Source organism: Actinopolymorpha sp. NPDC004070 (genome assembly GCF_040610475.1).
In the GTDB taxonomy this organism is placed as follows: domain Bacteria; phylum Actinomycetota; class Actinomycetes; order Propionibacteriales; family Actinopolymorphaceae; genus Actinopolymorpha.
Genome location: NZ_JBEXMJ010000007.1, coordinates 327,463 through 341,754 on the forward strand (window position 1 = coordinate 327,463; position 14,292 = coordinate 341,754).

At 71.2% G+C, this 14,292-nt stretch carries 12 protein-coding genes; 7 read left to right on the top strand and 5 right to left on the bottom strand.

Going from position 1 to position 14,292, the window contains the following annotated elements:
• The first annotated feature begins 33 nt into the window (after positions 1 to 33).
• The 4 genes from ABZV93_RS15500 to ABZV93_RS15515 all read left to right on the top strand — a co-directional run bounded on the left by ABZV93_RS15500 (position 34) and on the right by ABZV93_RS15515 (position 6,711).
• Entirely contained in the window at positions 34 to 2,883 is a 2,850-nt protein-coding gene (locus ABZV93_RS15500) for a vitamin B12-dependent ribonucleotide reductase (protein WP_354935620.1), read from the top strand.
• Positions 2,884 to 3,264: 381 nt separating this feature from the next.
• Positions 3,265 to 3,954: an SDR family oxidoreductase gene (locus ABZV93_RS15505; RefSeq protein WP_354935623.1), complete on the top strand. Its 690-nt coding sequence runs from the start codon at positions 3,265 to 3,267 to the stop codon at positions 3,952 to 3,954.
• Between the two features lie 388 nt (positions 3,955 to 4,342).
• Positions 4,343 to 5,614: a multidrug effflux MFS transporter gene (locus ABZV93_RS15510; RefSeq protein WP_354935626.1), complete on the top strand. Its 1,272-nt coding sequence runs from the start codon at positions 4,343 to 4,345 to the stop codon at positions 5,612 to 5,614.
• Between the two features lie 29 nt (positions 5,615 to 5,643).
• Positions 5,644 to 6,711 (top strand): DNA polymerase IV, encoded by a 1,068-nt coding sequence (locus ABZV93_RS15515; protein ID WP_354935629.1) that lies wholly within the window; start codon positions 5,644 to 5,646, stop codon positions 6,709 to 6,711.
• A gap of 45 nt (positions 6,712 to 6,756) precedes the next feature.
• Here ABZV93_RS15515 and ABZV93_RS15520 read toward each other — a convergent pair whose 3' ends face one another.
• From ABZV93_RS15520 to ABZV93_RS15535, 4 genes are all read right to left on the bottom strand, one after another.
• Positions 6,757 to 7,581 (bottom strand): hypothetical protein, encoded by an 825-nt coding sequence (locus ABZV93_RS15520; protein ID WP_354935632.1) that lies wholly within the window; start codon positions 7,579 to 7,581, stop codon positions 6,757 to 6,759.
• Positions 7,578 to 8,486 (bottom strand): hypothetical protein, encoded by a 909-nt coding sequence (locus tag ABZV93_RS15525; protein ID WP_354935635.1) that lies wholly within the window; start codon positions 8,484 to 8,486, stop codon positions 7,578 to 7,580. Before ABZV93_RS15525 ends, ABZV93_RS15520 begins: the two co-directional genes overlap by 4 nt.
• A 110-nt stretch (positions 8,487 to 8,596) precedes the next feature.
• Positions 8,597 to 9,043: a hypothetical protein gene (locus tag ABZV93_RS15530; RefSeq protein ID WP_354935637.1), complete on the bottom strand. Its 447-nt coding sequence runs from the start codon at positions 9,041 to 9,043 to the stop codon at positions 8,597 to 8,599.
• A 58-nt stretch (positions 9,044 to 9,101) separates the two neighbouring features.
• Positions 9,102 to 9,956 (bottom strand): GntR family transcriptional regulator, encoded by an 855-nt coding sequence (locus tag ABZV93_RS15535; protein WP_354935639.1) that lies wholly within the window; start codon positions 9,954 to 9,956, stop codon positions 9,102 to 9,104.
• Positions 9,957 to 10,063: 107 nt separating this feature from the next.
• On the opposite strand from ABZV93_RS15535, the gene ABZV93_RS15540 reads away from it, so the two are divergent.
• Positions 10,064 to 11,515 carry a hypothetical protein gene (locus ABZV93_RS15540; protein WP_354935640.1) on the top strand — a complete coding sequence of 484 codons (1,452 nt, stop codon included), beginning with the start codon at positions 10,064 to 10,066 and terminating at the stop codon, positions 11,513 to 11,515.
• A 103-nt stretch (positions 11,516 to 11,618) separates the two neighbouring features.
• Here ABZV93_RS15540 and ABZV93_RS15545 read toward each other — a convergent pair whose 3' ends face one another.
• Positions 11,619 to 12,410 carry an alpha/beta hydrolase gene (locus tag ABZV93_RS15545; RefSeq protein ID WP_354935642.1) on the bottom strand — a complete coding sequence of 264 codons (792 nt, stop codon included), beginning with the start codon at positions 12,408 to 12,410 and terminating at the stop codon, positions 11,619 to 11,621.
• A gap of 295 nt (positions 12,411 to 12,705) precedes the next feature.
• Between ABZV93_RS15545 and ABZV93_RS15550 the strand changes: the two genes are divergently transcribed.
• On the top strand, positions 12,706 to 13,989 hold the full coding sequence (locus tag ABZV93_RS15550) for an alpha/beta fold hydrolase (protein ID WP_354935645.1): 1,284 nt from the start codon (positions 12,706 to 12,708) through the stop codon (positions 13,987 to 13,989).
• Between the two features lie 102 nt (positions 13,990 to 14,091).
• Positions 14,092 to 14,292, top strand: a 201-nt coding sequence (locus tag ABZV93_RS15555; protein ID WP_354935648.1) for a hypothetical protein, incomplete at its 3' end; no start/stop codon positions are given.

A 14,292-nucleotide genomic window follows, 5' to 3' on the forward strand; every position in this document is an offset into this window, starting at 1 on the left:
GGGCAGACGATCAGCAGGACAAGGAGAACCAGCATGACGGAGACGGTCAGCGGTCCCAGCACTCGCGGGGGCGCGAAAGGGCGCTCGGCGAAGGGACTGAAGGTCAACCGGATCTTCACCACCCCCGGCACCCATCCGTACGACGAGGTGACCTGGGAGCGCCGGGACGTCGTTCAGCAGAACTGGAAGACCGGCGAGACCGTCTTCGAACAGCGCGGTGTCGAATACCCCGACTTCTGGTCGGTCAACGCGTCCACCATCGTCACCACGAAGTACTTCCGTGGCGCCGTCGGCACCCCCGAGCGCGAGTGGACCCTGAAGCAGCTCATCGACCGGGTGGTGAAGACCTACCGCGCGGCCGGTGAGGAGCACGGCTACTTCGCCACTCCGGCCGACGCCGAGGTGTTCGAGCACGAGCTGGTCTGGATGCTGCTGCACCAGTACTTCAGCTTCAACAGCCCGGTGTGGTTCAACGTCGGAACGCCCTCGCCCCAGCAGGTCTCGGCGTGCTTCATCCTCGCCGTCGACGACTCGATGGACTCCATCCTGAACTGGTACAAGGAGGAGGGGCTGATCTTCAAGGGCGGCTCCGGCGCGGGGGTCAACCTCTCCCGCATCCGGGCCAGCCGGGAGCTGCTCTCCTCCGGTGGCACCGCCTCCGGCCCGGTGTCGTTCATGCGCGGCGCCGACGCCTCCGCCGGGACGATCAAGTCCGGCGGTGCCACCCGCCGGGCGGCGAAGATGGTCATCCTCGACGTCGACCACCCCGACGTGGAGGAGTTCATCGAGACCAAGGCGCGCGAGGAGGACAAGATCCGTGCGCTGCGCGACGCCGGGTTCGACATGGACCTCGGCGGCGCCGACATCCACTCCGTGCAGTACCAGAACGCCAACAACTCGGTCCGGGTCTCCGACGAGTTCATGCGTGCGGTGGAGGGCGGCACGTCGTTCGGCCTGCGCTCCCGGCAGACCGGCGAGGTGCTCGAGGACGTCGACGCCAAGGAGCTGTTCCGCCGGATCGCCGAGGCGGCGTGGGGCTGCGCCGACCCGGGTCTGCAGTACGACGACACCATCAACGACTGGCACACCTGCCCCGAGACCGGGCGGATCACCGCGTCCAACCCGTGCTCGGAGTACATGCACCTGGACAACTCCTCGTGCAACCTCGCCTCGCTCAACCTGCTGAAGTTCCTGCGGGACGACGGGCAGTTCGACGTGGAGAACTTCGCCAAGGCCGTCGAGCTGGTCATCACCGCGATGGACATCTCGATCTGCTTCGCCGACTTCCCGACCGAGGCGATCGGGGAGACGACCCGCGACTACCGCCAGCTCGGCATCGGCTACGCCAACCTCGGCGCGCTGCTGATGGCCACCGGCCACGGCTACGACTCCGACGGCGGCCGGGCGATGGCGGCGGCGATCTCCTCGCTGATGACCGGCACCGCCTACAAGCGCTCGGCCGAGCTGGCCGGCATCGTCGGCCCGTACGCCGGTTACGCCCGCAACTCCGTGCCGCACCAGCGGGTGATCCGCAAACACGCTGCGGCCAACGACGCCGTGCGCTCGGTCGGCGAGCTCGACCGCTCGGTCCTGTCCGCTGCCGGGCAGGCCTGGCAGCGCGCGCTGGAGGTCGGTGCCAAGCACGGCTACCGCAACGCCCAGGCGTCGGTCATCGCGCCCACCGGCACCATCGGCCTGGCGATGGACTGCGACACCACCGGGATCGAGCCCGACCTCGCGCTGGTCAAGTTCAAGAAGCTGGTCGGCGGCGGGTCGATGCAGATCGTCAACAACACCGTCCCGCGGGCGCTGGCGTGCCTCGGTTACCAGCAGGAGCAGGTCGAGGCGATCGTCGAGTACATCGCCGAGCACGGCCACGTCATCGACGCGCCCGGCCTCAAGCCCGAGCACTACGAGGTGTTCGACTGCGCGATGGGTGCCCGGGCGATCCGCCCGATGGGCCACGTGAACATGATGGCCGCGGTGCAGCCGTTCGTGTCCGGCGCGATCTCCAAGACGGTCAACATGCCGGAGACTGCGAGCGTGGAGGAAGTCGAGGAGATCTACTTCCAGGGCTGGAAGCTGGGCCTGAAGGCACTCGCCATCTACCGCGACAACTGCAAGGTCGGCCAGCCGCTGTCCGACGCCCGGGCCAAGAAGGCCGAGGCGAAGGAGGAGGAGGGGACCTCGCCGCAGGTGGTGGTGGAGTACCGCCCCACTCGCAAGCGGCTGCCGAAGTCGCGCCCGTCGCGCACCACGTCGTTCACCGTGGGCGGTGCCGAGGGGTACATGACCGCCGGCTCCTACCCCGACGACGGGCTGGGCGAGGTGTTCCTGAAGCTCGGCAAGCAGGGTTCGACCCTGGCCGGGGTGATGGACGCCTTCTCGATCGCGATCTCGATCGCGCTGCAGTACGGCGTTCCGCTGGAGACGTTCGTCCAGAAGTTCACCAACCTGCGCTTCGAGCCGGCCGGGATGACCGACGACCCCGACGTCCGGATGGCGCAGTCGATGATGGACTACATCTTCCGCCGGCTGGCCCTGGACTACCTGCCGTTCGAGAAGCGGTCCGCACTCGGGATCTACTCCGCCGACGAGCGCCAGCGCCAGCTCGAAACGGGATCGTACGAGCCGGCCGAGGTGCCCACGGACACCGGTGACGCGTCCTCGCTCCGCCGGGTCGAGGAGGCCGAGAAGGCTGCGGTGTCCGAACCGGCCGCCAAGCCGGCGCCGGTCGAGGCGCACACTTCGACCGAGCTGCTGGAGGCGATCCAGGGCACCACCGCCGACGCGCCGCTGTGCTTCACCTGCGGTACGAAGATGCGCCCGGCCGGAAGCTGCTTCGTCTGCGAGGGGTGCGGCAGCACCAGCGGCTGCAGCTGAGTCCGCGCACCAGCCATCGGTAGCACCGGGCGTCCCCGAAACTCCGGTTTCGGGGACGCCCGGTTGCGGGTAGTTCCAGGCCGTGGTCAGGTGGGCGACCTGGGAACCCACCAGGCCAGCACGACCGTCCATGCCGCCTCCGATGTGGCCTTCGGCTACTTCTCCGACGTCTCGCACCTGCCGCGGTACTTCCACTCGATGACCCGCGCCGAGGTCGAGGGCGGCAACAAGGTGGGGGTGGATGACACTGCACACCGAGCGGGCCGACGACCCGGCGATCGACACCGGGCTTACCGAGACGCTGAGCAACATCGCCACCGAGGTGCGCGACCAGCAGCAGAGCTGACCGACGATACGACGACACACGAGGAGGCGGCGGCGATGCGCGTCGTAGTGGCTGGTGCCCACGGCAAGGTCGGGATTCGGCTCGGGACCCTGCTGGCCCGGCGCGGGGACGAGGTGGTGGGGATCATCCGCAACCCCGCTCACGCCGCCGACCTGGAGGCCATCGGCGTTCGGCCGGCCGTGCTCGACCTGGAGCACGCCGACGCCGACGAGGTGTCCGACCTCCTGGCCGACTCCGACGCCGCCGTCTTCAGCGCGGGGGCCGGGCCCGGTAGCGGGATCGCCCGCAAGGACACCGTCGACCGGGGCGCGGCAGTCCTGCTGGCCACTGCGGCCGAGCAGGCCAGGGTGCGGCGATTCCTCCAGGTGTCGTCGATGGGAGTGGAGTCCGTCCGCGACGGGGCCACTCCCGAAGGCGTGGACGAGGTGTTCGTCGCCTATCTGCGGGCCAAGCTCGCCGCGGAGGAGGACCTGCGCCACCGCGACCTGGACTGGACGATCCTGCGACCCGGGATCCTCACCGACGACCCGGGTACCGGCCTGGTCCGGCTCGCGCCACGGGTCGACCGCGGGTCGGTCAGCCGCGACGACGTGGCCGCCGTCCTCGCCGCGTTGCTGGACAGCCCGGCGACCGCCGGTATGGTGCTGGAACTCGTCAGCGGTGAGGAGCCCATCGAGGACGCGGTGGCGCGAGTGGCCCGAGAGGGCTCCCGCCGACACCAGTGACCGACACCGGACCGTGCGTCGCGCTCACTCCGGCCGAGTCCGGTCCGCTGGAATCCCGCGTCCGGCGTCAACTCCGGTGAACGCGATGTGAAAACTTCCGACCCGCTACGCCTGAGCCACTCGTTTGTGACGTGAGTCACTTCGACGACGTGGAATGCTGCGGGTATCGATGTAGCTGAGGCACGATGTAGGGCAGCGTCGCCCGGCCGATCCGCCTCGCCTTCCACTTCGCCGATCGTCCCGTCGTCGACCACGCCCCGCGCTTCTCGTTCGGATGGCGTGCCGTGACCCGACGCTCGGCCTGCGTGCACCCGCTCGCCCGTACCACCCACGAACTGCTTCGGAGTCCACTGTGCGTACCTCCGCCGGCACTGCCGGCGTGCCCCGGATGCCTGTGCTGGTCCTGCTGCTCGGCTCGATCACCGCGATCGGCCCGATGTCGATCGACCTGTACCTCCCCGCGTTTCCCGAGCTCGCCCGCTCCCTGCACACCACCGAGCCCCTGGTGCAGCTCACCCTCACCGCCTGCCTGGTGGGTCTGGCGGTCGGCCAGGCGCTGATCGGCCCACTGTCGGACGCGATCGGCCGCCGCCGGCCGCTGCTGATCGGTATGGCCGGGTACGCCGTCGCCTCGGTGCTCTGCGCACTCGCGCCCAACGTGGAGGCGCTGGCCGCCGGCCGCTTCCTGCAGGGCCTGGCGGGCTCCGCCGGCGCGGTGCTCGCCCAGGCGCTGGTGCGTGACCTGGTGGACGGCCCGATGGTCGCCAGCATCCTGAGCCGGCTGATGCTGGTGATGGGCGTGGCGCCGGTGATCGCGCCGACCCTGGGCGGCCAGTTGCTCGGCCTCACCGGATGGCGCGGGCTGTTCTGGTTGCTCGCGGTGTTCGGACTGGTGATGACCGGTGTCGTCGCGCTGTTCGTGCGCGAGACGCTGACCGCCGAACGCCGCCGCTCGGGCGGGGTCGTGGGGACGCTTCGGACCTACCGCAGGCTGCTGCGCGACCGGCGCTACGTGGGGTACGCCGGGATGTCGGCCTTCGGCTTCCTCGCCATCTTCGGGTACGTGTCCGGCTCGCCGTTCGCCTACCAGGTGGTACACGGGGTGTCCCCGCAGACGTACGGCCTGCTCTTCGGCATGAACTCCATCGGCATGGTCGCCGCCAGCCAATGGAACGCGCGCCTGGTGCTGCGGATCCCGCCGTTCCAGATCCTGCGGAGGGCGCTGTGGCTCAGCGTCGCCGCGGCGATGGCGCTGGTGTTCACCGCGACGACCGGCGCGTTCGGGCTGGCCGGGCTGGCGGTGCCGCTGTTCGCGCTGATGTCGAGTATCGGCCTGGTGCTGCCGAACGCCGGTGCGCTCGCTCTGAACCGGCACCCGGAGTCGGCGGGCACCGCCGCGGCCATGGTCGGGATGACGCAGTTCATCGTGGGCGCGGCGGCCGGCCCGTTCATCGGCTCGCTCGGTTCCGACACCGCGGTCCCGATGGCCGGGGTGATCGCGGCCGGCGTGCTCGGCGTCCTCGCGATCGCGCTCGTGCTCGCTCCGTCCGAGCCCCGCACCCGCGGGTCCGGCGGGGGATCCACCGACGGCGCGACGGTCGTGGACGAGGGGATCGCCACGACGATGGAGCGCGAGCAGGCGGCGCCGCTCCCGCACTGACCGGCGGCCAGGCGGGCAGACTGAGGGCCGTGACCATCCGGCGCTGGGTCCTGCACGTCGACCTCGACCAGTTCATCGCCGCCGTCGAGGTGCTTCGCCGTCCTGAACTCACCGGCCGTCCGGTAGTGGTCGGTGGTTCCGGCGACCCGACCCAGCGCGGGGTGGTGGCCACCGCGTCGTACGAGGCCCGCGAGTTCGGGGTGCGGTCGGGGATGCCGCTGCGCACGGCCGCGAAGCGGTGCCCGGACGCGGTGTTCCTGGCCGCCGACCACCCGGCGTACGAAGAGGCATCGGCGCGGGTGATGGACACCCTGCGGGAGTTTCCCGCCGTGGTCGAGGTGATGGGCTGGGACGAGGCGTTCCTGGAGGTGCACACCGAGGATCCCGAATCGGTGGCCCGCGAGATTCAGCAGGCGGTACGCGAACGAACCCGGCTGAACTGCTCGGTCGGCGTCGGGGACAACAAGCTTCGCGCGAAGCTGGCCACCGGTTTCGGCAAGCCAGCCGGGGTGTTCCGGCTCACCGAGGACAACTGGTGGCCGGTGATGGGCGACCTGCCCACCGAGGCGCTGTGGGGGATCGGGACGAAGACCGCCCGCAAGCTCGCCGACCTCGGGATCGGCAGTGTGCGCGGGCTGGCGGCCGCGGATCCACACCTGCTCGCGGACCGGCTGGGGCCGACGATGGGCCCGTGGTATCGCCGGCTCGCCCGTGGTGCGGACACCTCGCCGGTGGTCGGTACGCCGTACGTGCCACGCTCACGCAGCCGGGAGACGACGTTCCAGGAGAACCTCACCGACTGGGCCGCCGTTCACGCCCAGGTCGTCCTGCTCGCCGCGCGGGTGTCGGAGGACGTACGGGCTGAGGGCCGGCCGGCGGCGCGGGTGGGAATCAAGGTGCGCTTCGCGCCGTTCGTGACGCTGACCCGCAGCGTGCGGTTGCCCGCGCCGACCAGTGACCCGGCCGCGATCGAGGCGGGCGCGCTGGCGGCGCTGGACAGGTTCTCGGTAGAGGAGCGCACGAACCGGCACGGCGGTGACCGGGCGGTCCGGCTGCTGGGAGTGCGGGCGGAGTTCGCCGAGCAGGCGGAGTCCTGACCCTGGGGGGTGCGCCGACGGCCCGCGAGGGCGGTAGCCCACGGGTCACACCGGCAGGAGGTACCTGCGTTCGCGTCCGTACGCGGTGAAGCCGGCCCGGCGCAGGATGGGACCCGACGTCGCCACCCGGCCCTTCACCAGGCCCAGGGTCGCGCCGTGGTCGCGGGCGATCGCCAGTCTGGTCGCCAGGACCGCGCGGTAGGCGCCGCCGCCACGTAGCGCGGTCCGGGTCGCCGCACCCCACAACTGGGCCACCCCTTCGGCGAGGGTGCAGTCGCCCGTGGCGGCGGGCTCGTTCCCGGCGTACGCCACCACGCGGAACTCCCCGCGCTCCTTGATCGGCCGCGCGCAGTCGGCGAGTTCGTGGTCGAGCTGGTCGGCCGGCGGCGGTTCGCCTCCCCACACCTCCCGCGACACCAGGTGCGCGTCGGCCAGGGTCTGGGCGTCGTCGACGGGCACGCACCGGATGTCGACCGCGCCGACGTCGGGCAGCGGGCCGGTCAGGTCGTACGCGAGGACGTCCACGGTTTCGCTGAGCGCCGCACCGGCCGTGCGCAGCCAGGGCTCCAGCTCCGTGGGCCGGCTCGCGGACGACAGCCACCAGCTCACCTGGTCCCGGCCCCACCTGCGTACCTGACCGGCGACCTCCTGGACGAGGGCGTCCGCGGGCCGATCGGAGCGGCACCAGGCGACCTGGGTGCCGGAGGAGAACCACTCGGGGTAGCCGATCAGGTGGTAGTCGTCGGTGCGTACTTCCATGGCGCCGTCGGGCACCCACACCCAGTCCGCGGCGGCGGCCAGGATGCGGTCCCGCGTCCACTCACCCGCGAGGTCGATCCCGGGCGTTGGCGCTCCGGAGCCGGCCGTCATGAGGCATGACCCCCGCCGTGACCCTGGCCGTGACCGCGGCTGCGACCGCCGACAGTGGAGCCCGCCGCCGACAGCGGTGGGGACTTCGGCGACGACCTGTGTGCCGGAGCCGGTGGTGGTGTGGCCATGGCCGGTGCCGGCGTGGCCGGTGCCGGCGTGGCTGGTGCCGGCGTGGCTGGTGCCGGCGTGGCCGGCGTCGCGGACCGGATGGGCTGGAGGGCTTCCACGGGAGGCTCGGAGCGCGGGCGCTGGCGCGAGCTGTCCTGGCCAGGCGTCCGGTCGTCGCCGAGACGGTGCGGGTGCCTGTCCGCCTCGTAGCCGGGCCCGGTCTGCGGATCGGGCGTGTGGGGCGGTCGCTTGCCGGGGGACCGACTGGCCGGCCCGTCCGCCGTGTCGGCCGGGGGCGTCACGGTCGGGGACGCCGTCGGCTCGTCCGGGGCTCCTCCGGGGCGCCGTCCCTGCGAGGCCGGCGTCCGAGGCTTCCGGGCAGGCGGCGGGGTGTCGACGTCCGGCGGTGAGACGGTGTAGGGCGCCGGGTCCCGGCGGGAGATGTCGACCTCGGCGCCGGGAGCAGCCGGACCGACGCCGTTACGGGAGGGTGGCGCCGGGCGCTCGGCGGCCGGACTCCCCGCGTCCTCGGTGTTGGTGGTGAACGTCGTCGCCGGCTGGGGCTCGGGAGCGGAGAAGGCCTGGACGTAGCCGAGCACGCTGCCGAGACCGGCGACCACCCCGAACGCGACCAGCACCTGACGACGTCGGCACGCCGAGCGCGACGGCGACTCCTCGACCCACACCTGCCAGCCGTAGGGCGGTGGTCCCCATGCGGGGTCCGGCTTCCAGTGGGGAGGCGGAGTCCAGCCTGCCGGGACCGGCCAGTTGGGCGGCGCGTTGAACCGTGCGGGCATGACGTACTCCTCCGACCAAACCGATCGCGAGCATAGAGCCTCGCGCGGCCGGCCGCAGGCCATCGGTCACATGATGGATGCCCGGATCAGATCTCCCGGCGTTACGGAGCTCAGGCCACCAACGCGGGAAGGAACCCAACGCGCTTGTTGCCGGCGCACATCCAGCCCTGGTCGGTCAGCAGCACCAGCGTTCCGTCGAGCACCGGAAGCCGGTGCTCGGCTTCTCGCCAGCCGTCGAACCATCGCTGGTCCTCGCTGGTGACGACCAGCGGACCCCGGCGTACGACGACGGTCAGGAAGGTATGTCGTGGCTGCCCGAGGATCAGCCGCGGCCCGAACAGCCGCTCCGCCGCCCGCTGGATCAGGACGCCGCAGTGGCGGGCCTGCTCCGGCGCCTGCGCGGCGTCGTAGAGGACGGTCGTGTCGAGCAGGTGCTGGATCGTGCTGGGGTGCTCGACCAGCCCGATGATGACCATGCCGGGCCGCAGCTGGTGGCGCCGGGCGATCCCGGCGAGAGCCGCGGCCGGATCGCGAAGGTCCGACCTGGAAGTGGCCATACCTGATAGTGCGCCATTTTCACCACCCAGGTGAGTCGTTTTCCACAGGTGGATATCTTCATGTTGCTTTCTGTCGTACCCGGCGACCGTTCCCGGCCGCCGGGTCGGCGTGGTCGGCGTGGTCGTGGTGGTCGGCGTGGTCGTGGTGGTCGGCACCGCGCCTGGCGCGGGCCAGGACGTCGTACCTGTCGCCGCGGTAGAGGGAGCGTTCGGCCTCCAGCGCCCGGCCGGCGCCGTCCCGGGTCACCGCCTCGATCAGCAGGCAGGGCTGGCCGATGGCGACCTCCAGCAGTTCGGCGTCGTGCGGCTCCGGCAGCACCGCGAGGATGCGGGCCTCGCTGGTGGCCGGTCGTACGCCGAAGCGTTCCTCCAGCGTGTCGAACAGCGACTGGTGCTCCCACGCCACCTCGTCCAGGCCCGGAAACCTGGCGAGGGACACGTCCGTACTCTCTCGGGCCATGGGGTCCCCGTCCGCCGTCCGCAGTCGTACGAGGTGCAGGACGGGCGAACCCGGCTCGACCTCCAGCCGTGCGGCCACCCGTGGGCCGGCCGGCTCCACCGACGAGGACAGCACCCGGGAGCCGGGGGACAGCCCGCGGGCCCGCATGTCCCGGCTGAACGACGTGAGCAGGTCGGTGTGCGCGGGCCGGGGTTCGGCGACGACGGTCCCGTGCCCGTGCCGCCGGAACAGGACACCGTCCGTCACGAGTCGTTGGATTTCCTGGCGTACGGTCGTTCGGGAGATCTCGAAGTGATCGGCGAGGACGCGTTCGGACGGCAACAGCGCGCCCGGCGGCAAGCGTCCGGCCAGGTCCTCCAGTATCTTGCGCAACTGGTGGCCCTTGGGTCGGCCGGCCGACAGGGCGCCGGTCGTCAACGTGCTCGGGTCGATCTCGTGACGGGTCCGCGACATGGTCCAGTATCGACCTGGGGAACTGCCCGAGATCGTCTCGTCCTCGCTCGGCGCCTTGTGTGATCCTGGAGACGCCAGTGATCATCAGCTGGAGAGGGTGTTGCCGGATGGGTCGCCACGACATGCTGCTGGCGCGGATGCCCGAGGACCTCGTCGACGACGCCCGCAACGTCGTCGACCTCCTCGTGGGCGATCTCCGGGACTTCAGCGAGGTCGGCCAGATCGAGATCCAGCGGTTCCTCTGGATCCTGCTTCCGGTCACGTGGGGCCTGCCCTCGCAGGAGTGGCCCCGGGTCGCCGAGGCGGCCGCCCAGCTCCTGGACCTCGCCAGCCGGCCCACCCTCGCCGGGCACGCCCGCTCGGAGGAGACCCGGCAGGTGTTCGCGGCGTACGCCCGGTCGCGCGAGGAAGGGATCGAGGCCGCCAACGCCGCGATCGAGCGCACGGGCACCAACCCACCCGACACCGACCTGCTGACCTGGCGCCGGAGTGTCAGCAGCGCCGAGGCGAGCGCCTACGACGAACTGCAGCGGGTGCTGGAGACGGCCATCATCGCCGGGGAGTACGAACCCGGCCGGCCGGGCTGGCGGCGCCGGCAGCAGGCGCTGACCGAACGCTGGCTCACCACGCCGTCGCGGTACTTCCACAACGAGCGTCCCCTCGACGTCATCCACAAGGACCGCCGGCAGACCTGGATCGACGCGGGCCCGCAGATCCGCGGTCGTGTCCTCGGTCTGGTCGAGCCGCTGATCCACCGCCCGGTGACGGTGCCCTCCGCCGAGCCCGAGCCGCTGGTGTGGCTGCTCTCCCGGATCGGCGACGGCGTGCGCCTCACCCAGCGCGGGTACATCCCGCCGGAGATCGCGCGCGAGGCCGACGAGCTGTTCGGCTGGAAGCCGACGCCCGGCCGGGTGAGCCGTGAGCTGGACCTGCCGCAGTTGCGTGACCTCCACCTTCTGGTCCGCCGCCACAAGCTGGTGGTCAAGCGGCAGGGCATGCTCCGCCTGTCGGCGCGGGGCCGGGCCGCGCTGGAGGAGCCGGTCAAGCTGTGGGAGCTCGCGGCGCGGGCCTGGCTCGGCGACTCGCCGTACGACCAGGCGGTGAACGAGGTCGCCGCAGCGATGCTGCTGACCAAGCCCACGTACTGGGTGCAGATGGCTGCGGCGGCGCACGAGATGGTCTCACCGATGTTCCGCACCCTCGAGGGGGAGCCGGTCCACTGGCGGCTGACCCAGGCGGCGATCTGGATCTGGCTTCGGCGCGGGGCGATGTTCGGTTTCGTGACGTACGACCCGGAGGGCTGGGGAGGCGACCTGGGGGAGGACACCGCGGAGGACGAGATCTGCCCGGACTGCGGCGGCTCCGTCCGGAGCGGCTCCGACCTCGACGACGCCTACGAAGCCGACGCCGATGACGCCGATGACACCGATGGCAGTGACACCGATGGCAGTGACGACGATGACGGTGCCGAGGACAAGGGTGTTCACCTGTTGAGCGAGACCGGGCGGTCGGCCGCGGTGACCGCGCTACGGCTGCGCGCCAACGACCCGCACGACTGACCGGCCCGTACGACTGACCGGCCCGTACGACCGACCGGCCCGTACGACCGACCGCCCTTGGGACCGACCGCCCGAATGACACCGTCTCGGACGGCTCAGGAACTCAGCGCTCCCGGGGCGGGCACACCTCGTCGGTGAAGCTCGTCACCGCACGCAGCCACTGCTCGGGGACGTCGCGGTGCAGGTGGTGTCCGCCGGAGAGGACGACGAAGCGGTCGGCGGGTACGCACCGCTCCGCTGCCAGCCGGTCCAGGCCGCGCAACGTGCTCAGGCGGCCGGTACCGGACGGGTGGGGTTCGTCGGGCGCGACGAGGAACAGCGCGGGGACACGCAGCGTACCCACCAGGGCCGGCAGGTCCCACGGACGCGGCTGACGCAGACCGGCGAGGAGCTGCTCGGCGTCGGCGGCGGCGATCGCCTCGGTCGCGTGCGCGATGTCCTCCGGACGCCACTGGGGATGGTTGCTGCGGAGCTGGAGTTCTAGATGTTCGGGGTCCGAACGCGCGACCGTGGTCGCCGCGACGACCGCCTCGACGAGGGCGCCGCGGTCCTCCTCCCGGGAGCTGAGCGGCTCCTCCAGAACGACCGCCTGGGCGAGGTCGACGAACCGGTTCGCCAGGGCCAGGGCGACGACGGCGCCGAGCCCGTGGCCCGCGATGACGTCGACCCGGCCGGGCAGGCGTTCGGCGACGCCCTGCACCAGCGTCGGCAGGTCCAGTGGGCGCCCGTCGTGCGGACTGTCGCCGTGGCCGGGCAGTTCGACCGTGCTCACCTGCCATCCCCGGTCGGCCAGTGCGGGGCCGACCCACCACCACGTGGAGGACTGGGACAGCTCTCCGTGCACCAACAGAATCCGGCCGCGCACAGGTCCGGGGCGCTCCCACCGAATGGTCATGCCGCATATGTAAGCGGACCGGCGATCTTTCGCCACGCCTTCCCCGCCTGACCACCGCTTTTGGCCACTGGCAGGAGCGGCACCGGAACGCGCTGGTGCGACGGCCGAGGTGAGCGATGCCCGGGAAACGTACCCGTCGGCGGGCTGGGCGGGTTCCTACCGGCCGTGCGTCGTCGGCGCGCCCCTCTATCTTGACGGGGAGCGATCGGAGGGGCCGGGTGCTGCGCGCCCCGCCGGGCCGGTCGACGACCTCCGGCGGCCGGGTGCTGCCGGCCACCTAGCGAAGGAGGCGTCCGTGCGGTCGCGGACCTACCGTCAACGAGACCTTGCGTGCACCGAGTACTTCCTCGACGTACCGCTGGACCACACCCGACCCGACGGCGAGCGGATCGAGGTCTACGCGCGCGAGGTCGTGGACGCGGCGAAGGTCCACGCCGACCTGCCGCGGCTGGTGTATCTGCAGGGAGGACCCGGCGGCAAGGCACAGCGCCCGACCGGCCGGAGCGGATGGCTCGACCGCGCGCTGCGCGACTACCGTGTGGTCCTCCTCGACCAGCGGGGGACCGGCCTGTCCACCCCGGCCAACCGGCAGACCCTGCCACGACGGGGCGACGCCCGCGCCCAGGCGGACTACCTCACCCACTTCCGCGCTGACTCCATCGTCGCCGACGCCGAAGTCCTGCGCCGCGAACTCCAGGGAGACCAGCCGTGGAGCGCGCTCGGTCAAAGCTACGGCGGCTTCTGCGCCCTCACCTACCTCTCCTTCGCGCCGGAAGGACTCAAGGAGGTGTTCGTCACCGGCGGCCTGCCGCCCCTGTACGGGGGAGCGGACGACGTGTACGCGCTCACTTACGAGCGCACGGCGGAGAAGAACGCACGCTACTTCGACCGCCATCCCGGCGACCGCGACCTGTGTGCGCGGATCGTGGAACACCTGTGCAACAACGAGGTTCACCTGCCGACCGGTGAACGCCTCACCGCCCGACGGTTCCAGACGGCGGGCATGGGGCTGGGCATGCGTGGAAACTTCGACGGCCTGCACTACCTGCTTGAGGAGGCGTTCGTCGACGGCGTCCGTGGGCCCGAGCTGTCCGACACGTTTCTGACAGGAGTTGCGGGTGGGGTGAGCTTTGTGACCAACCCGCTGTACGCGGTGCTGCACGAGTCGATCTACTGCCAGGGCGAGGCTTCGGACTGGTCGGCCGAACGCCTGTACGCGCAGCGGCCGGAGTTCGCCCTCGACGCGGACACGCCGTTCCTGTTCACCGGCGAGATGATCTACCCGTTCGTGTTCGACGCCGATCCGGCGCTCGTTCCGCTGAGGGAGGCCGCCGACCTGCTCGCGGCCAAGGACGACTGGTCGGCGCTGTACGACCTGGATCGCCTTGCTCACAACGAGGTTCCGACGTACGCCGCGGTGTACTACGAGGACATGTACGTCGCCCGCGAGCATTCGCTGGCCACCGCCAACACGGTCGCCCGCCTCACCCCGTGGATCACCAACGAGCACGAGCACGACGGCCTGCGGTTGGGGGGTGTCTTCGGGCGGCTCCTCGATCTGGCGCGGGAGACCCCTTGAGCCTCTGCCGGGTTTTTGTCCACAGGTAGCGGATCGGCGTGTTTTCGGGGTCGCGTTGTGGACAACGGGTTACCTGTCGGTGGCAGCCTGTAGAGTTCGAACATGTATTCGATGACGCAGGATCTTCCCGGCGCAGGCGGCAATGGCGCCGTCGCCCGGTTGACGGCTGCGGTCGCCACCATCCGCGCCGGACTCGACGAGGCCCTGGCCACCCCGACCACCTCGGTGGAAGCCGCCCAGATGGGGGCGCTGATCGGCGAACTCGGGGTCGAGGACTCCCGCTTCGACGCGCTGAAGCTGCAG